Consider the following 24,189-nt stretch of genomic DNA (forward strand, 5'->3'; position numbering starts at 1 on the left):
CCACACTGGGTTTGTGGCAATAGTGCATTGATCTTTTCAACCAGCGGGTCTTCGCGCGTTGCCCAACGAACCGCAGCCAGTCCCAGGAGTGCGCCACAGATCAAGGCAATAATGACAAAGATCAGGACCGAGATAAGCATATCAATTCCTAGAACCTCACCAGACCGGTAAAGCCCATAAAGGCCAATGACATCATGCCTGCGGTAATAAAGGCAATCGCTGCGCCACGGAATGTGACCGGAACCTGGGCCGCTTGCAAACGTTCGCGCATTGCGGCAAACAAGATCATAACCAGAGAAAAACCGAGGGCGGCACCAAAGCCGTAAAATACCGATTGCACAAAAGTGTGCGCCTCCTGTACATTCAGTAGAGCAACACCCAATACGGCACAATTGGTGGTGATCAATGGCAGGTAGATGCCAAGAATTTTGTACAGCAGCGGGCTGACTTTTTTAACCGCCATTTCAGTGAATTGCACCACAATCGCAATCACCAGAATAAAACTGATGGTGCGCAGAAATTCAATCCCGAATGGTTGCAAGAAGTAGGTGTTGAGTAAGTAACTGCACACCGAAGATAAAGTTAAAACAAAAGTTGTTGCCAGGGCCATGCCAATCGCAGATTCGAGTTTTTGCGATACGCCCATAAACGGGCAAAGTCCAAGGAATTTGACCAAGACAAAATTATTCACTAATACCGTACTGACAATAATGAGAAAGAGTTCGGTCATGGTCTATTTTTTTATCTAGCTACCTAGTTGGATTGAATCAAGTGATACGCATACCTGGCCAGGCTTTGACGTCGGTGTCGAGTAAATAGATCTCTTCTTCGCCCGAAGAATTATTGCCTCCAGCGCATAAAACCATACCTTCTGAGACGCCAAAACGCATTTTCCTGGGCTTTAAGTTTGCTACGACTACGGTCAGGCGACCTTCAATGTCAGCCGGTGAATAATTGGCCTTGATGCCGGAAAACACCACGCGTTGACGATCACCGCAATCCAGGATTAACTTGAGAAGTTTGTTTGAATCCTTGACTATCTCGGCAGATAAAATACGGGCTACGCGCAGATCAATTTTAACAAAATCATCAAAACTGATCTCGGGAGCCAGCGCTTCAATTTTACTTGTGCTCAAATCACTTGGGCTGACCTGTAAGTCCTCTTTACTCGCTTCTACTATCGCGTTAATACTTTTGCTGTCAACACGCGTGAGCAGTGGTTTAAATTTTTCAATACGATGATCGAGTAAGGGGGCTTGTATGGCATTCCAGCTCGGTGAAGTAATATTTAAAAAGGCTTCAGCTTTTTTAGCCAATTCGGGAATGACCGGTTTGAGGTAGTGCACCAATACGCGGAAGCAATTCAAGCCCTGGGTACAAACCCTTTGCACTGCACGCGCCATTTCAGCATCGTCCTGGATACCTTTGGCCATGATCCAGGGTTTTTTCTCGTCTATGTATCGATTGGCCACGTCGGCTAGACGCATGATCTCGCGCATGCCGCGATGATATTCAAGATCTTCGTAACTGCGGGCTATAAATTCAGATGATTCCAGCATGTCGCTATACAGCTCGGCATCATCCAATCCATCCGCCAGTTCACCATCAAAAAGCTTATGGATGAATCCGGCACAACGACTGGCGATATTCACCAATTTACCGACCAGATCCGAATTAACTTTTTGTACAAAGTCTTCCAGGTTTAAATCGATGTCATCAATACTTGCATTGAGTTTAGCCGCAAAGTAATAACGCAGATATTCCGGTGCCAGATTATCCAGATAGGTGCGGGCCTTGATAAAGGTGCCGCGAGATTTGGACATTTTTTTGCCATCCACGGTCAAAAAACCGTGTGGGAAAATTTTTGTTGGCACTTTGTAGCCGGCGCCGGCTAAAACCGCAGGCCAAAACAAAGCATGAAAATATACAATATCTTTGCCGATAAAATGATAGATCTCGTGTTCACTGTTTTTTTGCCAGGCTTGGGGGAAATCATTTTTACCGGTGCGGTGCGATAGTTGTTTGTGACTTGCCATGTAGCCAACTGGCGCATCAAGCCACACATAAAAGTATTTATCTTCACTGCCAGGAATTTGAAACCCGAAATAGGGCGCGTCACGGGTAATGTCCCAGTCCTGAAGTCCGGCTTCAAACCATTCATCCAGTTTACTCGCCATACTGCCGGGCACCAGACCATTGTGAACCAGGTCTTGCAGGTCTTGTGTAAAATTGGATAAAGCAAAAAAGTAATGCAGGGTTTTTTTCTGGATCGGGGTTGTGCCGCTCACCACGGAAACCGGATCGATCAGGTCGGTCGGGTTATAGGTGGCGCCACACACTTCACAGCTGTCACCATTTTGATCCTGACTTTTGCAGGTCGGGCAAGTGCCTTTGACAAACCGGTCAGGTAAAAACATTTTGGCTTCGGCGTCATAGGCCTGCTCGATCTTTTTTTCCTGGATATGTCCATTGCTTTTGAGTTTGGCAAAGATCTCCTCCACAATGTCCTGGTTCTCCTGGCTGTGCGTGGAATGAAAATTGTCATAGGCAACCTGGAAATCATCGAATACACCTTGATGTTCCGTTTTCATTTTCTCGATCAGTTCTTCCGCCGTAATGCCCTGTTTACGGGCGCTGAGCATTATCGGCGTGCCATGCGCGTCACTGGCCCACACGAATTGACAATCGTGCCCGCGTAATTTTTGAAAACGCACCCAGATATCGGTTTGAATATACTCCAGCATGTGACCAAGATGGATAGCTCCATTGGCGTAAGGCAGGGCGGCGGTTACGATTATTTTTCTTTGTTTTTCAGTCATCTAGATAATTGTTGGGTACAGAACCGAATTGCCGCTCATTATGCCACAGGCGGGCTATTGCTGCCGCGAGAATGCAGCAGTTCGCAGTTACAGAGAAATATTTTAGAATGGGTACAGGCTTAATCTTCGGACTGGTTTTCCGGGGCGTATTGTTCGAAACTGCTTTTGTTAAACGCATTCATATAGGCTTGTTCGCCGGTAATGGTTTCATCGGCGACCAGAGCTTTTAGCGCGCCGTCCATACTTTGCATGCCATAGCGTTTACCACTGGTGATGGCATTGTCGATCTGCTCGGTTTTTCCCTGTCTGATCATGTTGCCAACCGCCGAATTGTTCACCAATATCTCCAGCGCTGCAACTCGGCCTTTGCCGCTCGCACGCGGCAAAAGTTGTTGCGAGATCACGCCACGCAGCGAGGTGGAGAGCATAGTGCGAATTTGATTTTGTTCACTTGATGGAAATACGTTAATAATTCGTTCGACGGTTGAGGAAGCACTGTTGGTATGCAGGGTGCCCATCACCAAAATTCCTGTTTCAGCGGCGGTTACAGCAATACCAATAGTCTCAGCATCACGCATCTCACCCACCAGAATAACGTCCGGGTCCTCGCGCAAGGCAGAGCGCAAGGCATCAGCAAAACTTTTGGTGTGCGCTTTGACCTCACGCTGACTGATTAGACTCTTCACCCGGACATGCCGGAATTCCACAGGATCCTCGATGGTCAGAATATGCCCTTTGGTCGTGCGGTTAAGATGATCGATCATTGCGGCCATGGTGGTTGATTTACCCGAGCCGGTTTTTCCCGTGACCAGGACCAGGCCGTGTTTGTGCATACACAGCTTTTTGATCACCTCAGGTGTATGTAATTGTTCCAAAGTGAGAGGTTGTTCCGGAATGGTACGCATGACCGCACCCATGCCATTGAGATGCCGAAAGGCGTTAACTCGAAATCGGGCAATTCCTGGCAGGGCATAGGCAAAATCGGCCTGATGATCGTTTTCAAACTCACTCAAGGCGCGTTGATTCATCATTTGAAATATGGCTTCTTGTACCTCTAATGGTTCAAGAATTTTTTTATCCAGAGCCATGAGTTTTCCGTAACGCCGTGTACGTGGCGGATTACGGGCCAGAAAATGCAGGTCAGATCCATCATTTTTGACCATCATTTTGAGGAATTTGTCGATATGGTTTTCTGGTGAAGTACTCATAAGTGTTCAAATTATTCCGGGGTGATCACATCAGGGCTGGCATATCGTTCAAAAGGACCTTTTTCTTGCGCGTAAATATAGGCATCGTCCGGATCGATCACTTTATTCTCGACCAGCTGCATTAAGTGCTGGTCGAGCAATTGCATGCCATCTTCTTTACCGGTTTGTAACTGTGACTTGATCATGTGAATTTTATCTTCCATGATCAATTTACTGATGGCGCGATTTGGCACCATGATCTCCAGTGCAGCTTGCCGACCACGGCCTTCTGCGGTTTTGCACAGCACTTGACTGATCACACCTTTCAAACTTGTGGCCAGAAACATTTTGGCTTGCTCGCGTTTTTCTCCGGGCAGGGCATCGATGACCCGGTCGATGGTTTTAACCGCTGTGGTGGTATGCATGGTGCCTAGTACCAGATGCCCGGTTTCCGCGGCTTCCATGGCGAGGGTAATGGTCTCCTCATCGCGCAATTCACCAACCAGGATTACGTCCGGATCTTCACGTAAGGCGGCGCGCAGGCCATGTGAAAAACTGTTTACATGTGTCCCCACTTCGCGATGAATGACTTGAGCTTGTTTACTTGGGTGCACAAATTCGATCGGGTCTTCCAGGGTGAGGATATTGATCGCACGATTGGCATTCATGTGATCGATCATCGCCGCCAGGGTAGTTGATTTTCCCGTACCTGTTGCACCAGTGACCAAAATCATGCCTTGATGGTAATTGGTTAATTTTTGAATTATCGGCGGTAGATTGAGCTTTTCCAGTGTTGGGACTTCGGTTGGGATAAACCGGAATACCGCACCACTGCCACTGGTTTTGCGAAATACGTTGGCCCTGAAGCGTGTGCCTTGTTCGGTCACATAGGAAAAATCAACATCATTACCGTTATTGAATTCTTTTATTTGGACTTCGTTGAGGATTTCATTGATATAGCTGTCCAGTTCGGTCGACGTCAGGTTACGAAATTTAATTGGTAGCAGGTCACCACTCATGCGTAGCATGGGTGGAACGCCAACCGCGAGATGAATATCGGAACAGCCTTGGGCAAGTCCGAGTTTGAGGAAAGCATCAATTCTGGCCATGCGTTGTATTATGTCGAGCGTATCAGCTCTGTGCAAGTACTAGTTTGAAAACAAGGGTGAGGTATTACTTGAAATTGAGCTTACTCAACAACCAAACCTTGCAAAGCCTCTTGTAATTGATGCATGGTTTGATAGCGGTCGTCGCGATTCACGGTCATTGCGGTAGTGATGATCTCACTGATCGCCATGTCTAGCTCCGGGTTGACTGAGTGTGGCGCTTCAGCACTGCCTTGCACGTGTTGATACATAACCGCCATGTGATCACCCTTGGTATAAGGTGCAACACCGGTAAACATTTCATACAAAATGACACCCAAAGAATAAACATCCGCACGCTGGTCAACTTTTTTGCCAAGAATTTGTTCGGGCGCCATGTATTTTGGTGAGCCGATCACGAACCCGGTTTTGGTAAGTTGCGTATCGCCACTGCTTTGTGCGGCAGCCACACCAAAATCCACGACCTTGATCTCGTCATGATGATCGATCAATACATTTGCGGGTTTGAGGTCGCGATGCACGATGCCAACTTCGTGCGCCGCTATCATGCCGTTACAAATATCGATAGCAATCTTGAGGGCCCGTTGTGAATCTATGGGTTCACCCCGGATCACATCACTGAGTTCTTTGGACGGGAAGTATTCCATGGAAATCGCAAATACGCCCTGGATATTCAAGAAATCAAAAATTCGTATCACATTGTTGTGGGTAATTTTGCGTGAGAATTTCAATTCATGCACAAAGCGTTGCATGGTTTCCGAGTCAGCAGCAATATGTGCGTTCAGGAATTTCAATATGATCTGTTCGCCTACGGCGGTATCTTCCATCAGAATGACTGTGCCAAAGGCGCCTTTGCCAATTCGCTTGAGATATTTATAGCGATTCTCTAGTACGTCACCCGGATTGAGTTTCCCGATATCGAGATTTGGCCGAGCCTCTTCTATGGCTTTTTTAACATCCTTTTCGTCAATCAACATGGTTGAAGCGGCAAGGGCGCCCGTAGCCTCGACCGGTGCGGTGGGTAAGGGAGGCAGATCAACCGGACTGCCATCTTCCATCAAGACATTGAAATAGGTACGGTCGAGTTGTTGAATGCCTATGCGAATGACATCCTTGGTCTCCATGTTCTCGGTTTTATTGGCCTGGTCTTTGAGCAATGCCACTACATGTTTGACGGTATCTTTTCCAGCCAGGTCGATCACGGCACGCAAAGCTTCAACTTTCACCAATTCATCGCTTTTCTCGGCATATGGCATAATTTGTGCAACATTGTTCTCATTGCCCAATTTGCCAATCGCGCGAATAATGATCGGATCAGACTTGGGGTTTTTCCCAAGAATTTTTACCAGATTGGGAATGGCGCCACCGCTGCCCATTTCTGACAATGCATCGGCGGCTCTTTCGCGCACCCACCAGTCATCATCTTGCAAGGCTTTGATGAGTTGTTGTTCGGCGCGTGGATCTTTTGTGGTAACTAATATTTCTACCGCAATGCGACGTAAGTCTTCGTTCTCATCGTGAATTAAGCCAAGCACAGAATCGACAACTTTTGGTCCGCCGATCTTGGACATGGCATCGGCAGCACGCGAGCGTACCCACCAGTCTTCGTCGAGAATTGCCTGGAGCAATTGTTTCATATTCTCAACCGTGCCGATGTCATTCAGGACTTCAACAGCTGAACGGCGAGCGTATTCGTTTTCCGACTTCAATACATCGAGCAAGTGTTTAGCTGTATCTGGATGGTTAAGGCGCGAGATAGCTTCAACGGCTTGTTCCTGCACTCCGATGTCATTGTCTTCAAGCATGGCGCACAAGCTTTTTATGTCGGCCGCTGCTCCGAGTTTGGTCAGGCTTTCCAGTGCCGCTTTTCGCACAATGGCGTTTTTATCATTCAGTAAACCTTCCAAAGTGCGCACAACTTTGGTGTCACGGAATTTTGCCAGTATGCGAATAATGTGAGCCCTGATCACCGGGTCTTTACCGGTGGCTCGGCCCAAAAGATCGTTAAGCTGATCTTGGGTAATAATGCGCTCAACAATTTTAAAGATCTGGTCTTTGTCAGAAATTTCCAGATCATACGCTGTACTAATTAGACGCCCGGCGTCCAGTTCGTCTTCGCGCGTTCCCAATATCACATACAGTTTGTTATTCGGAACGGCAGGGTCTTTGAGAAATTCGAGTAAAGCATTTGGATTTATTTTGCGAGTCTGGATCAAGGCATTGCTTACTGCATTGCTGACTTTAGGGTTGGAGTGTTCAAGCTGATGAACTATGGATTGCAAACTACTGCTATCGGTCAAGCGTGACACTACATGGGTGAGGCCATTGCGAGCTTCCTCATTGACATAATCCATGGCTTCATAAACGTATGGCAGGGCACTCTCACCCAGATTGGTAAGATTATTAATAGCTTCCTTATAGGCGTCATTGTTTGACTGGTTTACGGCTGTAACCAGTTTTTTAATGTTCCTGTCTGCTCTATGTCCTGTAAATAATGCCATTTGTTTTTATTAGAAATGTATTCGCCCGTTCCGTTTTACTAGTTTCTTTTGACACTTTACTCTATTCTTAATCTTACACGATAACAGTCTGAATTTGCTGGATTTTTTTACCTGATGACACATCAATATAGACTGCTGCAATTGGTTTTAATGCCTGACACAAAAAAATCGTTTAAGGTACAATGCGCGCCTGATAGCTATTGGCGTACATCTGTACAACGAAAAACATCCTAACTAATTGAAAAATATGACGAAAAATCTTGCTAATTTTGATCTGCACGGCATCTTGAACGATGTTCATGATCCAGTCCTGGACATGAGCCTTGGCAAAGCCATAAACGCGGGTATTGTGCAGGAATTACACAATCTGGGTAATGCCGATCAGCCAGAAGTTCATCTTATCTATCCTTTTCCGATAAGTCAGCATGCAAAACGCCTGAAAAATGACATTCTGGAACGCATCAGGCAGAAATATCCGGAGCATGCTTGTCAGTTACAGATCAGCTGGAAGGTGCGATCACACGCGGTTCAACAACATCTAAAACCCTTAAGTGGTATTAAGAATATTATTGCGATTGCATCGGGTAAAGGTGGTGTCGGGAAATCGACCACTGCCGTCAATCTGGCAATCGCTTTAGCGCAAGAAGGGGCCGCAGTAGGAATTTTGGACGCCGATATTTACGGTCCAAGTATTCCCAGCATGCTTGGACTTTCCGGGACCAAACCGGAAAGCCCCGACGGGAAAAGCATCGAGCCATTGCAAGCACATGACATCAAATGTATGTCGATCGGCTTCCTGGTGGGCGAAGATCAGCCCATGGTGTGGCGCGGTCCGATGGTGACCCAGGCACTGACACAATTGCTCATGGACACGCGTTGGGGCGAACTTGATTATTTGATCGTGGATATGCCACCCGGAACCGGCGATACCCAATTAACCTTGTCGCAACGCGTGCCATTGAGCGGTGCCGTCATTGTTACCACGCCACAAAATATTGCATTACTGGACGCTAAAAAAGGTTTACAAATGTTTAACAAGGTTAATGTCAGAATACTTGGAGTGCTGGAAAATATGGCGGCCTTTGTGTGCCCGCACTGCGGCGAAGAATCGGATATTTTCGGCTCTCACGGTGGCGCTGAAATGGCGCGTGATTATCAGACTCAATTACTGGCGTCGGTTCCCTTAAGCACCCGCATTCGTGAGGAGATCGGTGCCGGCAACCCAACGGTAGCCGCTGATCCAGAAAGTACCGTTGCCAAGGCTTATCGACATGCGGCCTTGCGTATGCTGGCATCCTTGGCGCAAAGTCAAAAAGACTATTCGAGCAAGTTTCCCAATATTGTTGTGGAAAATACCTGAACATAGAAATCCATTACAATCACTTACTAAACAACAACCAGGCTAAGTGCAAAAACGCATTAAACATGCATTAAAGAGAATTCATTATGAGTATAAAATCGGATCGCTGGATACGTCGTATGGCAGAAGAGCAGGGCATGATCGAGCCTTTCGAGGCCGGACAAGTCCGCTACCACGATGAAGACCGTGTAGTCTCATATGGCACGTCCAGTTACGGCTATGACGTGCGTTGTGCCAATGAATTCAAGATCTTTACCAATATTAATTCCGCCATTGTTGATCCCAAGCATTTTGACGAAAACAGTTTTGTGGATGTGCAAGCCAGTGAATGCATTATCCCGCCCAATTCATTTGCCCTGGCACGTACAGTTGAGTATTTTCGTATCCCGCGTAATGTGCTGACTGTGTGCCTTGGAAAATCTACCTACGCACGCTGCGGCATTATTGTGAATGTCACACCGCTGGAGCCGGAATGGGAAGGCCATGTGACATTGGAGTTCTCAAATACAACCCCGTTACCGGCGCGTATTTACGCGAATGAAGGTGTGGCACAAATGTTGTTTTTTGAATCGGATGAAGTCTGCGAAACCTCGTACAAAGATCGCGGCGGTAAGTATCAGGGTCAGCAGGGCGTAACCTTACCCAAAACCTGAGTTAATTTGCTTAAGCGTACTGGTACCAATCAGTAGTTGAGTTTTTCGCGTACGCTTTTTTTAGATTGTTCAGAGCCACCAGATTCAAGCGTTTTTACAACAAGCGGTTTGGCTTTGTACGCGGTCATGTCCAGGGTTGCCCGTAATGTCTCGCCTTTGTATTGCTGCATTTTGACCACAGCGTAATCCAATTCAGGAGCCAACCACATCAACATATGTCGGCTTGAACCAGCGCGTTGTTGTTTGAGTTTTATTGCATTCAAAGTTTGTTGCATTAACTCGATTTTTTCTTCACCCAGACCGGTCACTTGATAAGCTTTGACTTCATTGTCTTTGATCACTGAATAACTTGATTTCAGTTGCGCGTGTTTTGCATCCAGCATTAACTGCATTTGCAAACTCAGTAAATCGTATTCATTGCCGCTTAGTTCCAGATTTTTAACATTACCATCGGCATTACTTTCTGCCAGCTTGGTTTTCCAGTTATAGCGAATATGTTGTTGGTCACGACTTTTGTGCACGTATTCTTGTGGGATTACTTGTACGTCTGAGGTTTGAAAAATTGTCCATTCACGGATCTTACCCATGAGTTTGGCGATACCTTTCGGTTTGGTGACTGAATAATAGGTGTAGGTTCGGGTTTCAGGGTCAAGTTTGAGTTCGATATTGGCGCGCCCGGATATGCTGCCGAATCTGGCCTGATAGGTGGCGTGGTAGGGCATCAATGCGGGTGTAATATCAGCCGCAAAAACTGTATTCACTTCGCCGGAAATCTCCGCATCGGTATCAGCACCAAGCGCAGGTAAACTGAAGGCCATTGCGCAAGTCAACAGCAACAGACTAAGCAGTTGATGCTTGTTTTTTTCAATAGTGTTTGTCAATAAGTGCATGTAACTTCCAAGTGATTATCAGGCCTGGTTCATTAGATAGGCTTGCTCAAGCGGGGTTCCGTCAAGACACACTTGTTGATCTTTACAACTTAAGCGCCCACGGGCAAACCAGTCTATTACTTCAGGATACAGTGTATGTTCCAGTTTCTGAACCTTGGCTGAAAGCGATTCACTATTATCGCCGCTGTTGATTTCGGTTTTCGCCTGGGCAATTACCGGTCCATCGTCTAGTTCGGCGGTTACCAGATGCACACTGCAACCGTGCTCGCGGTCTCCGGCATCCAGCGCGCGTTGGTGGGTGTGCAAGCCTTTGTATTTAGGTAACAAGGAGGGATGGATATTGATAATGCGATTGGCAAAGCGTTCGACTAATTGTGGCGTGAAAATTCGCATAAAGCCCGCCAGTACGATCAGGTCAGGCTTGAGCTTGTCCAGAATTGTCATCAAGCGTTGGTCATACTCTTCACGTGATTGCTGTTTTCTGCCTGGGATGCAGTAAGCGGGAATCGCATGTTCTTTTGCGCGTTGCAATCCAAACGCTTTGGGCTTGTTGCTGATCACGGCTTTGATGCGAGCTGGCGAGTCTGAGCTTTGCTGTGCATCAATAATGGCTTGCAAATTGCTGCCGTTTCCGGATATGAGCACCACGATCTCAAACATAATAATGACTTAATTAGCGATATTGAACGATCTGCTTGCCCGGAGTGATTTCTCCCAAGCGAATAACTTGCTCACCGCAATCAGTCAAGGCAGCGACAATTGCGTCTGTTTGTTCAGGGCTGACCACTAATATATAGCCAATACCGCAATTAAAGGTACGGCGCATTTCCGCGTCGGCAATCTTGCCTTGTGTTTGTAACCACTGAAAAATAGCGGGATAGGTCCAGGCCGAGGTCTCGATCACAGCATCTACGTTGTCTGGTAATACGCGTGGAATGTTTTCGGTCAGCCCGCCACCGGTAACATGCACCATGGCATTGATACTGTGGTTTTGTAATACGTCTAAAATACTTTTTACGTAAATTCGCGTAGGGTGCATAAGATGGTCGATCAATGATTTACCATCCAGATCCGTTTCAAAATCCATACCACTGTGTTCGAGTACTTTGCGCACCAGGGAATAGCCATTGGAGTGGATCCCGGATGAGGCGAGCCCGATCAATTGGTCACCGGCCTTTACCTGGCTACCGTCAATGATCTGATCTTTTTCTGCCACACCAACACAAAAACCGGCAAGGTCGTAATCGTTTTTGGCGTACATGCCTGGCATTTCCGCGGTCTCACCACCGATCAATGCGGCTCCAGCCAATTCACAGCCTTTGGCAATACCGCTGATCACATCACTGGCCACGTCCACGTCGAGTTTAGAGGTGGCGTAATAATCCAGAAAAAATAATGGCTCTGCACCAAGTACCAGGATGTCATTCACACACATGGCCACCAGATCGATACCAACCGTTTCATGTCGCCCGGAATCGATGGCCAATTTAAGTTTGGTGCCAACTCCGTCAGTACCTGAAACCAGAACCGGTTCCTGATATTTTTGCGTATCGAGCGAGAATAAACCGCCGAAGCCACCCAGTGAACCCATGACGCCGGGTCGATGAGTGCGCTTAATGGCGGGTTTGATGCGTTCGACCAGAGCGTTCCCGGCTTCGATGTCGACACCGGCGTCACGATAGGTCAAGCCTGAATTTTGGCTGTTTTGTGTTGTCATGGGCGCGTATTGTACACGATGCCCAAGCTGGCCCAGACACATTCAAGGCACTTTTATTGCACGAGATTCAGGTCTTGCTGAGAGAGCATTTCACTGACGCCCAGGGTTAAGTGTGTCAAAATATCGCCTGATTCAGTTACTTGCACATTGCCATGGTTGCCCAAGATCGCTTATACAATTTGATCGGTGTTTTTTTGATCGGTTGGTTGTTGTTCAAACTCTCGCCCATTCTTACGCCATTTATTGCCGCGGCCTTGCTGGCGTATATTGGCGATCCATTGGTGGACAAGCTAGAGACCTATCGCATACGCCGTACCCTGGCCGTAGTGATCGTTTTTTTTGGCTTGACCATATTGCTCATTTTATTGGTCCTGATGCTGGGGCCGATGATCAAAAGCCAGATATCGGCCTTTACGCAAAAATTGCCGTCTTATATTGAAGCGCTGGAAACCGGGCTGTTGCCCAAAGTTGCCGGTTGGCTGGGCCTAAGTAGCGAAGGTGGCTTTGGTTGGAGTCAGGTGGTCAGTGAATACGGCGATAAACTGGGTGAGCTGGGCACTAAACTGGTGGGTACACTGACCAAGTCCGGTGCGAACATCATCGGTGCCGTGTTCACTATTGCCTTAACACCAATTTTAGCGTTTTACTTATTGCGTGACTGGGATCTTCTGGTCGCCAGGATCGGTGCACTCATCCCGCGTCGCTATCAAGAGAAAACTTTTTTGATCGCCAAAGAATCCGATCAGGCCCTGGGTAGCTTTTTACGCGGGCAAATGATGGTTATGATCGGCCTTGCCGTGATTTATTCAATTGGCCTGAGCATGCTCGGGCTGGATAATGCCATCGCAATCGGCGTGTTATCGGGATTGGTGAGTTTTGTGCCATACCTGGGATTTATTGTCGGTATTTTTCTGGCAGGTATAACCGCATTTGCTCAAGGCGGAGGTCTGCTGCTGTTGGCCGGTGTTGTGCTGGTTTTCGCCGTCGGGCAGGCCATTGAAGGAACCGTGCTCACGCCGAAACTGGTCGGCGAATCTATTGGTTTACACCCGGTAGTGGTAATATTTGCCGTCATGGCTGGTGGCCAGTTGTTCGGGTTTTTTGGGGTATTGCTTGCTCTCCCGGCCGCTGCAGTTTTGTCGGTTTTTGTGCGGCACTTTTATGCAGATTTCATTGAAGACGATTATCTGGATGACGATGACCAAAGCGATGATGTCCAAATCGATGATGCTAAAAGTGAAGATACAAGTGCAGAAGATTCTGGTGTTGAGAAGTCTGACGCACAAGACTCATTAAGCACCTATGGTGCGTCCGCTAGAGAGCAATCGATTGACGACGAGGCCTCACGCAGTTTGTACAAACATGATCCGTTTGACGACGATTTTTTGTAAATAACGAGAATTGGTCGTGAAACAACTCGCCCTGGCCGTAAGCCTGCCAGACCACGCAATTTTTGATACCTTTGTCGCCCACGGAAATGAAGCCCTGGTGCAGCAGTGTCGCATGCTGGCTAAGGATTCGAGTATTGGTGAAACCTTGTTTATTTCGGGATTGGAAAACTCCGGAAAAACACATTTGTTACAGGCCATGTGTCATGCCTGCCCAGCAGATGTGCAAGCCGTGTATCTGGATCTGGATAATCCCGATTTTCCTCCCGATATTTTGCAAGGCTGGGAACAGGTGCAGTTGTTGTGCCTGGATAATATTGATCGCATCCAGGGCCAGGCAGATTGGGAAGAGGCATTGTTTGACCTGTTTAATCGCCGCCTGGAACGGGCGCCGGGAAAACGCGCGAGTCTGGTTATGACAGCAGCACGACCCTTGGCAGATTTGCGATTGGATCTGGCGGATCTGCGTTCGCGCTTAAGCTCGGGATTGATCCATGCTTTAGCAGTTCTAGCGGATGAGTATTTGTCTGAAGCCTTGTTATTACACGCCCGGCAACGTGGATTGGAGATCCCAAAAGAGACTTTGGAGTTTATTTTGAAACGCCTGCCGCGGGAACTCGGCAGTCTGATGAATTGGCTGGAATTGGCGGACCAAGCCGCATTAGAAGCACAACGCAAATTGACCGTGCCATTTGTCAGAAAATTAATTTCAGAAGTTAATTAACGAGTTGCATAACTAAACTGGCTCTCGACTTCAGCCGCCTTGATTCTTTTTTGCTCTGGCTTGTTTTTTTGCCAGGCGCTTAGCCTTTTTTTCCGGATCTGCCACATAATGCCTGCCGTCCACCAGATACGGTGTACGAATGAGTTTAAGCATTAGCACCAGACACATTACCCAGAAAAACAAGGCAATTCCGGCATTGGTTTGCATGCCATTATCGATCATGCGTTCAACCAGACTCCAGCCGATGTATATAACCAAAAGATTGGGGATCAATTGATAATAACGACGGCGTTTTCCAATGACACCGGGAATCAGTAATACCAAAGGCACACAAAGCAAGATTCCCCAAACCTGTCGACCCGAACTGTACCAACCCGAGATGAACACGCTCAATGCAATTAAATAACTGATCACCGTAAGGTAATACACAGCATTAATACTGCCAGGTATTTCAGCAGGCGCATGGACAGATTTGTTCTGAGATTGTTCAGTCATTAAATATTTTTTATTAGAACAGTTCGAGTACGGATTCGGGCGGACGTCCGATTCTTGCATCCTCATCCGTCACCACGATCGGGCGCTCCAGTAAAATAGGATGCTTGATGATCAAATCTATCAATTCCACATCGGACTTGCTTGTAAGGTCGATATTTAATTTATCCATGATCTTTTCTTTTTTACGCATGATCTCAAGCGGTTCTTTATTCAGTTTCTTAAGGATGTCCTTTAGTTCTGATTTGCCCGGCGGAGTTTTCAGGTACTCAATGACGCTGTGGTCAACTTGTTGTGCTTCCAGCAAGGCCAGAGTTTGTCGTGACTTGGAGCAGCGCGGGTTGTGGTAAATCTTGATCATGGTTTTAGGTTATCTAATGATTAATTTGGGGTAGTATTATCGCATGGATGAAAAACTAAACAGCAGCAATAAGCCTATTATTGTGCGACGATTTATTGTGAGCGGCAAAGTGCAAGGTGTTTTTTTTCGCACCAGCACCCGAGAGCAAGCACTCAGCCGTAATCTCTCAGGTTATGCGAAAAATCTGCACAGTGGTCAAGTGGAAGTCTTGGCGCAGGGCGATCCCGAATTAATTGAAGAATTATTTCAGTGGCTTCATCTGGGCCCGAAACTGGCGAGAGTAGACTCGGTAATCGAGGTGGGTGCAGGTTGCGAACTTGAGCTCGAAGGTTTTAAAATCTTCTAACTAAAAAATACCGGCTTCCAAACCGGCGGCAAAATTCATGCCCAGTTCTCTGACCTCGTCTTTGAACGACTCTTTATACTCGCCATGCAAGATCAGGGTTTCTTGCACCAGTTTCCATTTGAGCCCGGTCAGTATTTTTCCGACAGCAACTTTTGTTCCCTGACCATCCAGTCCAGCGCGAATGTACAAGGCAACGGGTAGGCCTTGCTTGCTCTCCAGGCAAGGATAGTAAATGCGCTCAAAAAAATCTTTGGTTAAACCCGCCATATAACCAAAATTCTCGGTGGTGCCCAGAATGATTCCATCGGCATTTTGCACATCGTCCACGCCGGCAGAAAGATAATCGCATGAAGTTACTGAGATATTCTGTATGTCGGGATGGGTGATGCCTTCCAGGCACGCGTCGCGTAAAGCCGCGGTATTGGGCGACGGGGTGTGACTTAAAAAAAGCAGATTGACCATTGGGCTTGGCCTAGTTGACGTACCAGCGATTATTGAGTTTTTTAAACACCTTATTCGGGTATTTGGCTCTGCCTAAGCTGCCGTTATAGCGCCCGAGAGCGCGAAACAGGTTGCCTTTTTCCATATCAATATAATATTTCAAAATAGTACAACCAAAGCGTACATTGGTGTCGATGTGAAACAGGTTGTCATTTGGGCGACCGATCTCGTCCAGCCAAAAAGGCATGATTTGCATCAAGCCGCGAGCACCAACTCGCGAAATTGCAAAGCGATCAAAGGCGCTTTCCACGTCCATAACCGCTAAAACCAGTTCTGGTTGCAAGCCAGAACGCTTTGCTTCCCTGTGAACGGCGGTCAAAATAGCAATACGCTCCTGGTGGTCTTTAACCTGTTTGCCCAGGCGATTACTCATGTCGGTCAACCACACCTGGGCTTCAAATTTATCTTCAAAGCTCGAACTCTTGTCGGCTACGTGTTTTAACAACTTTTTCAATTCGGGGTCAAAGGCCTGACCCTGGGAATTGGTATGCGAGGCGGCAAATAATGCAGGCGTTGCCATAAAGGCCATCAATAGTATGGAGATAGCTATAGCAACAGCAAAAGCGCTCGCATTACCTGGCGACTTTTTGATACTCAAGTTAATTGTGCTGTGATTAAAAAATCGCATGATTCAATTGGATATTTTTTCCATTATGTTGTCAATGGCTACTTCTTCATTTTCACTTGCGGTGCGCGCACGGTATTCCAGTGTCTGATTTTTCAGACCCCGCTCACTCACTGTGATGCGATGCGGAATTCCGATCAATTCGATATCGGCAAACTTAACCCCGGGCCGGGCTTTGCGATCATCCAAGACAACATCAAAACCGGCGGACTTGAGTTCTTCATACAATGCATCGGCCTTACTGCGCACCATGTCAGATTTCTCGTAATTCAAGGCAACGATAGCCACATGGAAAGGCGCGATGCTGTTTTGCCACACAATGCCATTGTCGTCATGGTTTTGTTCAATCGCGGCGGCAACCAGTCGGGTCACCCCTACGCCATAACACCCCATCAATGGAGTGGCGGCTTTACCATTCTTGTCGAGCACACTGAGTTGCATGGATTTTGAATATTTGTCTCCGAGTTGGAATACATGCCCAACCTCGATTCCACGACACAATTGCAAATGTCCCTGACCGTCCGGACTCGGATCACCGGCTTGTACTTCACGCAGGTCGGCAATCTCGCTATAGCTAGCGTCACGTTCCCAATTGATGCCGAAAAAATGATGCCCGTCCTTATTGGAACCCGCGGTAAAATCCGACATTACCGCCACACTGCGGTCCACAATAACGGGCATTTCCAGATTAACCGGGCCTAATGAGCCGGCGCTGGCACCAATTGCAGAATTGATCTCTTCATCGCTGGCAAAACACAGGGGACTGGCAACCAATGGCAGTTTTTCCGCTTTAATTGCATTCAAAGTGTGATCACCACGCACCAGTAATGCCACTAGTGGAGTGGCAGACTTTGCCTCGTCATCCCGGTGTCCATGCACGATCAGGGTTTTAAGTGTTTTGGTGATCTCAATGTCAAATTGTTCGACCAGGTCCTGAATGGTTTTTGCATTCGGGGTTACAACTTCATGCATATCAATTGTTGGTGCGGCACGTTCAGTGCTCGGTGCGAGTGCTTCGGCCAGTTCGACGTTTGCTGCAAATTCGGATGCATCGGAATACGCGATCACGTCTTCACCGCTGTCGGCTAACACGTGAAATTCGTGCGAGGCACTGCCACCAATACTGCCGGTATCGGCAGCAACCGGACGATACTCCAGCCCGATGCGCTCCATGATGCGGCAATAGGCGTCATACATGGCATCGTAGGTTTGTTGCAGGCTGTCCGCATCCATGTGAAATGAGTAGGCATCTTTCATAATGAATTCGCGCGCCCGCATCACCCCAAAACGCGGTCGAATCTCGTCACGGAATTTGGTTTGAATTTGAAAATAGTTAATTGGCAATTGTTTGTAACTGCGTAATTCACGACGGGCGATATCAGTCATTACCTCTTCATGGGTAGGGCCGTAACAAAACTCGCGTTTGTGGCGATCATGCATGCGTAATAATTCAGGACCGTATTGATCCCAGCGTCCAGACTCCTGCCACAATTCGGCCGGTTGCACGGCGGGCATCAGTATTTCCAGGGAGCCGGCATTTTGCATTTCTTCACGAACGATCTGCTCCACTTTACGTAATACGCGCATACCCAGCGGCAACCAGGAATATAAACCCGAGGCCAGGCGGCGGATCAATCCGGCACGCAACATAAGTTGGTGACTGATGACTTCGGCATCGGCCGGAGTTTCTTTGAGTGTGTTGAGGGGGAATTGACTTAGACGCATGAAGAGGGCTTTTGGTAAAAATGATTAAAATTCAATATATTAGCTGTGTATTTTAACCTGTTTGTATATGTGTTGCATAGCTGCTTGCCGAGATTCTGACGCTTTATGTCACAATCCATAGCGAGATGCGTATCGGTGTTAGAATGCTCGCTTGAATAAAAACAATCGGCTGGCCATCACCAGACCTGAAATACGCATTCTGAAAAATATTCCCATGGGTACATATTACGATAAAGACATCAGCAGCGATGCTTTGGCTGAACAGCGTATTGCCATAATTGGTTTTGGGGCGCAGGGCCGCAGCCATGCCTTGAATTTACATGACTCGGGTGCCGATGTTGTGATTGCATTGCGAGCTGACTCACCATCCATGACGGCAGCCACGTCCATGGGTTTGACTACTCTTGAGCTTGAAGAAGCAGTGCGCACTGCAGATGTAGTAATGCTTTTGAGTCCGGACAGTTCGCATCCGGCAATTTATCAGAGCGTGTTAGAACCACACCTGCGCAGTGGATCAATGCTTTTGTTTGCGCACGGCTACAGTATTCATTATGAAACGCTAAAACCAAGAAAAGATCTGGATGTTTGCATGGTTGCCCCGTTGGGAATCGGCGATCAGGTTCGCGCCATGTACGTAGCGGGGGCAGGGGTTCCCGCCTTGTTAGCCGTGCACCAGGATTTCACCGGGCAAGCCAAACGCCGGGCTCTTGCTTATGCGGCATTGAACGGGCATGGCCGGGCCGGAATCATTGAAACTACGATTAAAGACGAAACCGAAACCGATCTGTTTGCCGAACAGGCTATTTTGTGTGGCGGCATCACGCATTTGATCGAGGCAGGTTTTGAAACCTTGGTTGAAGCAGGATACCAATCGGAACTGGCTTATTTTTCCTGTTTGCATGAGCTGAAACTGATCATTGACCTGATATATTCGCGTGGCATTGCTGGAATGCGTCAATCTATTTCGGAAACAGCGGAGTTTGGTGACTACACGCGAGGGCCGCGTGTCATCAATGAGCGTACACGAGAAGAGATGCGTGCAATGTTAAAGGAAGTGCAATCAGGTGCTTTTGCACGCGAATTATCTCAAGAAATAAACAATAATTCGCCCGTGATCCGAAAAGGTCGTGCCGCCAGCGAGGCTCACCCGATCACAGAGGTTGGCGAACGCTTGCGCGCTATGATGCCATGGATCAAGAGCTGATCGCATGTTTAAAGATTTATCACGAATTAAGGCAATGAACTAGAGTCTAACGAATATGGCAGATGTAAAACATCCGATTTTAGCAAGTGACGGTTGGCCATTTTTCCTTGGTGGTCTATTCGTGTTTCTGGTCGGTTTCAAATACGGATTGACCTGGTTGATGCTGTTGTGCCTTGTGTACTTTATTGCCGGTTTTTTGTTGTTCCGTGATCCTTATAGGACTATCCCCGCTATTCCTTATGCCGTCGTGAGTCCCGTCGATGGTCGGGTGATGGCTATATCGGTTCTGAAAGAGGGCTTATTGGAACGACGTGCCATAAAATTAACCATCCGAATTTATAAATCAGGCGCCTACACCACACGCAGTCCGTGTGAAGGGAAGATCCTCAGTTTGAGTGATGTCGATCTGGGTTCGCGCAGGGTGGATACGCGTGGCTTGTGGATACGCACCGATGAAATGGATGACGTGGTCATGCAAATGCGTGGCGAGGGTGTTGCCAAATGGTATCCGGCCGTATGTCATGTGCGTTTCGGTGAACGCATAGGACAGGGTGAACGTGTGGGCTTGAATCGCTTGGCATCAAATTGTGTGTTGTATCTGCCTGAGACCATCAAACTGGATATTGCGATTGGTCAGAGAGTTAAAGCGGGTAGTTCTATACTGGCGGAATTCGATCATGGTCAGTTCGAAGAAGAATAAATTCTGCCAAGCCTTGTACAATAAACCCTATGAACAAAAAAATTACCCGGAAAGTAAAAAACACGGTAGCCGCCCATCGTGAAAAACGCCAATTGAATATCGAGGCTGGCGAACGGGGGCGCGGGGTTTATCTATTGCCTAATCTATTCACCACAGCCGCTTTGTTTGCGGGGTTCTATGCGGTGGTTGCCTCCATGGACGGCAATTTTGAAAAAGCCGCTTTCGCCATTTTTGTGGCCATGTTACTCGATGGTATGGATGGCCGGGTCGCGCGCATGACCAGCACCGAAACGCAATTCGGCAAAGAATACGATTCTTTATCCGACATGGTCTCATTCGGCATTGCTCCGGCGCTGGTGATGTATCAATGGGGCATTGACCACCTGGTTTCATTGAGTGGCTTCTGGAGTAAGGCCGGCTGGATCGTGGCTTTTACCTATTGCGTGTGTGCGGCATTGCGATTGGCGCGATTTAACACCAATATCGGTAAAGTGGATAAACGCTATTTTGAGGGTTTGCCCAGCCCGTCAGCAGCCGGGGTGGTAGCGGGCCTAATTCTGTTTGATCATTCATTCGATTTCGACCCGAGCTACACCAGCTTCCCGGCGTTGATCATCACTTTTTTTGCCGGCGCTTTAATGGTCAGTAATATCAAATATCGCAGTTTTAAAGATTTAAATCTTAAAGGCAAAGTGCCATTTCACATTTTATTGCTGGTGCCTTTGATTCTTGGTCTATTGTTCATTGATCCACACAGGACTCTGTTTATCTCATTCTTTGCCTATGCCATTTCGGGACCAGTCGGACTGGTGATGCGACGCATTCGTGGTGAACAAACTGAAAATATAATTCCGGACGACATTGAAGACCCGCGCGTGGTGCCTGCCAACTATCTTGAAGAAGAATAAGTTCAAACATGCCATTATCTGAAAGACAAAAACAGTATTTGGACTTGATGGGTATACCGGTCTATACAGAAAGAGCCGAAGAAGAAAAACAGGACTTTGAGCTTCCACCGCAAGTAAAGTCAAGTCAAAAAAAATCCCCGGGTAAATCAGATGACAATCTATCGCCGGTCAATGATTCTCAAGCTCGCGAGGCGCCAACTGTTACACCAGCCGAAACTGAAACGTCGGTTTCAGTGCATGAAATTTTAAAGCGCAGTGACTTGCCCCAGGAGTGGTCAGGCTTGATCGATCATGTCAGCAATTGTGAACGCTGCGATTTGCACAAAACCCGTACCCAAACGGTATTTGGCGTAGGTGACAGCAATGCCGACTGGATGATCATCGGGGAAGCACCCGGTATCGAAGAAGACAAACAAGGTGAGCCATTTGTCGGTCAAGCTGGGCAACTCTTAACTGTTATTCTGGAGTCCATTGGCTTGGGGCGAGATAAGGTTTATATCGCCAACACCTTGAAATGCCGGCCGCCTGGTAATCGTGATCCAAAAAAATCCGAAGCGGCTCAGTGTCGAGCATATCTGGAACAGCAGATTGCCCTGGTTGACCCAAAGATCATTATTTGCGTGGGGCGTATTGCCAGTCAAAATGTTTTGCAAGTCGAGGATCCTATTTCCCGCATGCGGGGTAAACCGCACAGTATTCAGCATCCTGTCAAACTTGAGAAAGATATTCCGGTCATTGTGACGTACCATCCGGCCTACTTGTTAAGAAGTCCGAGTCAGAAACGCAAAGTATGGGACGATCTGAAACTTGCATTTTCAGTATTAAAAGCCTGATCCATGCCCGTTAGCTTACGCAGGATGCAGGAAAGCGATCTCGATCAGGTGCTTGCAATTGAGACTCAAAGCTATCCGGTACCCTGGACCCGCGGCATTTTTTCCGATTGTTTGAAAGTCGGCTATCCGGCCTGGGTGCTGTTGGATGGCGAAACCATCATCGGTTATATACTCATCTCGGTTGGCGCCAATGAAGCCCATCTTTTGAATATCTGTATCGCGCCCGCTCAGCGTCGTAAAGGTTTGGCCAGAAAGTTGTTGTCCGACATGATAAATTTATTGCAAGAAAAACATGTCGATACTTTGTTTTTAGAGGTGCGTGTTAGCAGTAAACCGGCCATTGCCTTGTATGAGGCTATGGGCTTTGAGCAAATTGGTCTAAGAAAAGATTATTACAAGACTCAAAGCGGGAAAGAAGATGCAGTGACGTATAAGATGGATTTATCTTGATTAGAGGAAAATATAATGAGCTATGGTGTGATGGCCTATCTTGTTGATACGGATGAATTGTTTAGTCTTTTGAGAAAAGAAAAAAAGCGCGGGTTTTTAAGTTCTGTTTTTGGTAAAAAAAGTGAACAGGAGAAGATGATAGAAGCGCTTAAGCCCGAGCTGGATGACCTGGATGAGAGTATTCAGGAATGGCTGGATGAAGACGATGAAAATTTCGACGTCCCGATTGCAAGAAAAGTAATTGATGAGTTCCTGACTGACAATATCAGTAATGCCTACGAAGGTCATGTCTATGGCTATGTTTTCAAGAATATTTGTGAGTACAAGGGAGACTTTCTGGATAATTCTGAATGGTATCCGTGTTCAATCGACAGCTTTTATGCCATTCCATTTACTGAAATGACATTACCGGTCAAATTTCCTCACCCGGATGACTGGCCAGCACTTGGCTACATTAGTCATACTAAAATAGACTTGGAAAATGCCGAATATGAAGGCATAGATGAAATCCAGAAAGAGCGCTTGATCGACTGGTTCACGCGAGCAAAACATACTCAAAAAGATATTTATCTGTTTATGCATTAGTGGGAACCACAATGCCAATGCAGAATTTTATAAACAGCGTTTTTGAAAATCCGCCATCAGCTTTTGTTCATTAGCCGCCTCCTGAAAAAAACGGTTCACATATTTTTCTGTTTCCAGTCGTGCAGTGTCTGACAGACCGGGCACATCTTTAATTATTTTTACTATATTGCTTTGTGTCGATCTGATTTGGTCCAGGGCAACTTGTAGTTTATTAGAAGATTGACAGAACCCGCGATACAAGCGCTGGGTAACGCGTCTGATGCGTAAGGACTTATCCGGAAACGCATAGCGGGCATTCACTAGTCCGGAAAGGTCAAAATCATAAGGTACGTAAAAGCGTTCTTGGTTGATGTTGATTAAGGTTCCGTTGTGACAACATACGGTATCTTTTTCCGCCGACACCAATGACCAATCAGTATTGCCAATCAGATATTGATAGATATAAATCTTTGCCATGTGCGCATCATTGAGGGAGCGCAATGACACGCCCTGTGCCGCGACCGGTTGAGCGCCTAAACGCTTGATCATGTCGAGCCTGGGTTCAATCAAAAACGCATAGCGCACCAATGACTGAGAGTTTTTTTTGGCTAGCGTGTCTACATATGTGATACGCGCCAGACGTACCTGATAACTGACGTCGGTGATTTGGTTGAGTATTTTGTACGCCAGATATTCCTGAATGGCATTTTCCTGATACGCAGATGTGAGTTTGCAATGGGTGACGATCTTAACCTTGTCCATTCCGGAAAATACACTACCACGTGCGTGCTGTTGATTGAATTGCAAACGGAGCGGGGGGAAGCGACAAACTCTGAGCCGGCTATTGCCTCGCGCACGCACGAGCACTTCTTGGCGGTGACCATTTACCTCTAAAACAAAACGCGACGGGGTTTTTTGTTTTTTGGCGCGTATCACACGGCTGACCGGACCTTCCAGTTTTATCTCTAATACCGAGTCGCTCTCAAATAATTGTGCGGAAACTGTTTGCATCACAATCAGTGATACAAGCAATAGCAACATTTTGGATAATCCTAGGTTCATTTTGTGGCTTTTATTGCGTCCGTTTTGCAAAGATACTAGGTATTCACATTACTTGATATAGGGGATGACCACA

At 47.2% G+C, this 24,189-nt stretch carries 26 protein-coding genes; 11 read left to right on the forward strand and 15 right to left on the reverse strand.

The features are described 5' to 3' along the window. The 6 genes from HKN88_01505 to HKN88_01530 form a co-directional block, all read right to left on the reverse strand. A partial coding sequence (locus HKN88_01505; protein NNC96725.1) for an electron transport complex subunit RsxB occupies positions 1 to 140 on the reverse strand: 140 nt, incomplete at its 3' end. A gap of 8 nt (positions 141 to 148) precedes the next feature. Further along, positions 149 to 730, reverse strand: coding sequence for an electron transport complex subunit RsxA (gene rsxA, locus HKN88_01510; protein ID NNC96726.1), 582 nt, complete (start codon positions 728 to 730; stop codon positions 149 to 151). A 37-nt stretch (positions 731 to 767) separates the two neighbouring features. After that, complete coding sequence (metG, locus tag HKN88_01515; protein ID NNC96727.1) at positions 768 to 2,819, reverse strand: methionine--tRNA ligase; 2,052 nt, start codon at positions 2,817 to 2,819, stop codon at positions 768 to 770. A 119-nt stretch (positions 2,820 to 2,938) separates the two neighbouring features. Beyond that, positions 2,939 to 4,027, reverse strand: coding sequence for a type IV pilus twitching motility protein PilT (locus HKN88_01520; GenBank protein ID NNC96728.1), 1,089 nt, complete (start codon positions 4,025 to 4,027; stop codon positions 2,939 to 2,941). Positions 4,028 to 4,038: 11 nt separating this feature from the next. Then, positions 4,039 to 5,115, reverse strand: coding sequence for a PilT/PilU family type 4a pilus ATPase (locus HKN88_01525; protein ID NNC96729.1), 1,077 nt, complete (start codon positions 5,113 to 5,115; stop codon positions 4,039 to 4,041). 80 nt (positions 5,116 to 5,195) lie between these two features. Continuing rightward, entirely contained in the window at positions 5,196 to 7,613 is a 2,418-nt protein-coding gene (locus HKN88_01530) for a protein kinase (protein ID NNC96730.1), read from the reverse strand. A gap of 316 nt (positions 7,614 to 7,929) precedes the next feature. Here HKN88_01530 and apbC point away from each other — a divergent pair, with 316 nt between their 5' ends. Beyond that, on the forward strand, positions 7,930 to 8,973 hold the full coding sequence (gene apbC, locus HKN88_01535; protein ID NNC96731.1) for an iron-sulfur cluster carrier protein ApbC: 1,044 nt from the start codon (positions 7,930 to 7,932) through the stop codon (positions 8,971 to 8,973). Positions 8,974 to 9,059: 86 nt separating this feature from the next. Continuing rightward, positions 9,060 to 9,626, forward strand: coding sequence for a dCTP deaminase (locus HKN88_01540; protein NNC96732.1), 567 nt, complete (start codon positions 9,060 to 9,062; stop codon positions 9,624 to 9,626). Positions 9,627 to 9,655: 29 nt separating this feature from the next. Here HKN88_01540 and HKN88_01545 read toward each other — a convergent pair whose 3' ends face one another. Genes HKN88_01545 through purM form a run of 3 tightly spaced genes read right to left on the reverse strand, consistent with a single transcriptional unit; the run spans position 9,656 to position 12,233 of the window. Further along, positions 9,656 to 10,516, reverse strand: a complete 861-nt coding sequence (locus HKN88_01545) for a DUF3108 domain-containing protein (protein NNC96733.1) — start codon at positions 10,514 to 10,516, stop codon at positions 9,656 to 9,658. Between the two features lie 18 nt (positions 10,517 to 10,534). Next, positions 10,535 to 11,176, reverse strand: a complete 642-nt coding sequence (purN, locus tag HKN88_01550; protein NNC96734.1) for a phosphoribosylglycinamide formyltransferase — start codon at positions 11,174 to 11,176, stop codon at positions 10,535 to 10,537. Positions 11,177 to 11,189: 13 nt separating this feature from the next. Continuing rightward, positions 11,190 to 12,233 carry a phosphoribosylformylglycinamidine cyclo-ligase gene (purM, locus tag HKN88_01555; GenBank protein NNC96735.1) on the reverse strand — a complete coding sequence of 348 codons (1,044 nt, stop codon included), beginning with the start codon at positions 12,231 to 12,233 and terminating at the stop codon, positions 11,190 to 11,192. 152 nt (positions 12,234 to 12,385) lie between these two features. Between purM and HKN88_01560 the strand changes: the two genes are divergently transcribed. Together HKN88_01560 and hda are read left to right on the forward strand one after the other, a co-directional pair. Continuing rightward, on the forward strand, positions 12,386 to 13,624 hold the full coding sequence (locus tag HKN88_01560) for an AI-2E family transporter (protein NNC96736.1): 1,239 nt from the start codon (positions 12,386 to 12,388) through the stop codon (positions 13,622 to 13,624). A gap of 16 nt (positions 13,625 to 13,640) precedes the next feature. Continuing rightward, positions 13,641 to 14,345 carry a DnaA regulatory inactivator Hda gene (hda, locus tag HKN88_01565; protein ID NNC96737.1) on the forward strand — a complete coding sequence of 235 codons (705 nt, stop codon included), beginning with the start codon at positions 13,641 to 13,643 and terminating at the stop codon, positions 14,343 to 14,345. 30 nt (positions 14,346 to 14,375) lie between these two features. On the opposite strand, the gene HKN88_01570 is transcribed toward hda, so the two are convergent. Then, positions 14,376 to 14,840 (reverse strand): DUF2069 domain-containing protein, encoded by a 465-nt coding sequence (locus HKN88_01570; GenBank protein ID NNC96738.1) that lies wholly within the window; start codon positions 14,838 to 14,840, stop codon positions 14,376 to 14,378. A gap of 13 nt (positions 14,841 to 14,853) precedes the next feature. Beyond that, the gene (gene arsC / locus HKN88_01575) at positions 14,854 to 15,198 is read right to left on the reverse strand and encodes an arsenate reductase (glutaredoxin) (GenBank protein ID NNC96739.1); all 345 of its coding nucleotides are present in this window, start codon (positions 15,196 to 15,198) and stop codon (positions 14,854 to 14,856) included. 43 nt (positions 15,199 to 15,241) lie between these two features. On the opposite strand from arsC, the gene yccX reads away from it, so the two are divergent. Then, a complete protein-coding gene (gene yccX, locus HKN88_01580) occupies positions 15,242 to 15,544 on the forward strand; it encodes an acylphosphatase (protein ID NNC96740.1) in 303 nt (100 codons plus the stop codon). On the opposite strand, the gene HKN88_01585 is transcribed toward yccX, so the two are convergent. From HKN88_01585 to HKN88_01595, 3 genes are all read right to left on the reverse strand, one after another. Continuing rightward, the gene (locus HKN88_01585; protein ID NNC96741.1) at positions 15,545 to 16,006 is read right to left on the reverse strand and encodes a flavodoxin family protein; all 462 of its coding nucleotides are present in this window, start codon (positions 16,004 to 16,006) and stop codon (positions 15,545 to 15,547) included. A gap of 10 nt (positions 16,007 to 16,016) precedes the next feature. Further along, positions 16,017 to 16,595: a lytic transglycosylase domain-containing protein gene (locus HKN88_01590; GenBank protein ID NNC96742.1), complete on the reverse strand. Its 579-nt coding sequence runs from the start codon at positions 16,593 to 16,595 to the stop codon at positions 16,017 to 16,019. Between the two features lie 81 nt (positions 16,596 to 16,676). Next, entirely contained in the window at positions 16,677 to 18,395 is a 1,719-nt protein-coding gene (locus tag HKN88_01595) for a proline--tRNA ligase (GenBank protein ID NNC96743.1), read from the reverse strand. 214 nt (positions 18,396 to 18,609) lie between these two features. On the opposite strand from HKN88_01595, the gene ilvC reads away from it, so the two are divergent. Genes ilvC through HKN88_01625 form a run of 6 tightly spaced genes read left to right on the forward strand, consistent with a single transcriptional unit; the run spans position 18,610 to position 23,075 of the window. After that, a complete protein-coding gene (ilvC, locus tag HKN88_01600) occupies positions 18,610 to 19,599 on the forward strand; it encodes a ketol-acid reductoisomerase (protein NNC96744.1) in 990 nt (329 codons plus the stop codon). 55 nt (positions 19,600 to 19,654) lie between these two features. Beyond that, positions 19,655 to 20,299 carry a hypothetical protein gene (locus tag HKN88_01605; GenBank protein NNC96745.1) on the forward strand — a complete coding sequence of 215 codons (645 nt, stop codon included), beginning with the start codon at positions 19,655 to 19,657 and terminating at the stop codon, positions 20,297 to 20,299. Positions 20,300 to 20,328: 29 nt separating this feature from the next. Next, complete coding sequence (gene pssA, locus HKN88_01610; protein NNC96746.1) at positions 20,329 to 21,207, forward strand: CDP-diacylglycerol--serine O-phosphatidyltransferase; 879 nt, start codon at positions 20,329 to 20,331, stop codon at positions 21,205 to 21,207. A gap of 8 nt (positions 21,208 to 21,215) precedes the next feature. Then, positions 21,216 to 22,040: a uracil-DNA glycosylase gene (locus HKN88_01615; GenBank protein NNC96747.1), complete on the forward strand. Its 825-nt coding sequence runs from the start codon at positions 21,216 to 21,218 to the stop codon at positions 22,038 to 22,040. Between the two features lie 3 nt (positions 22,041 to 22,043). Further along, positions 22,044 to 22,490, forward strand: a complete 447-nt coding sequence (rimI, locus tag HKN88_01620) for a ribosomal protein S18-alanine N-acetyltransferase (protein NNC96748.1) — start codon at positions 22,044 to 22,046, stop codon at positions 22,488 to 22,490. Between the two features lie 15 nt (positions 22,491 to 22,505). Further along, entirely contained in the window at positions 22,506 to 23,075 is a 570-nt protein-coding gene (locus HKN88_01625; protein NNC96749.1) for a hypothetical protein, read from the forward strand. Between the two features lie 27 nt (positions 23,076 to 23,102). Here the strand turns inward: HKN88_01625 and HKN88_01630 are convergent, their stop codons facing one another. Continuing rightward, positions 23,103 to 24,065, reverse strand: a complete 963-nt coding sequence (locus tag HKN88_01630) for a hypothetical protein (protein ID NNC96750.1) — start codon at positions 24,063 to 24,065, stop codon at positions 23,103 to 23,105. Positions 24,066 to 24,189 lie beyond the last annotated feature (124 nt).

Source organism: Gammaproteobacteria bacterium (assembly GCA_013001575.1).
Classification (GTDB): domain Bacteria; phylum Pseudomonadota; class Gammaproteobacteria; order Steroidobacterales; family JABDMI01; genus JABDMI01.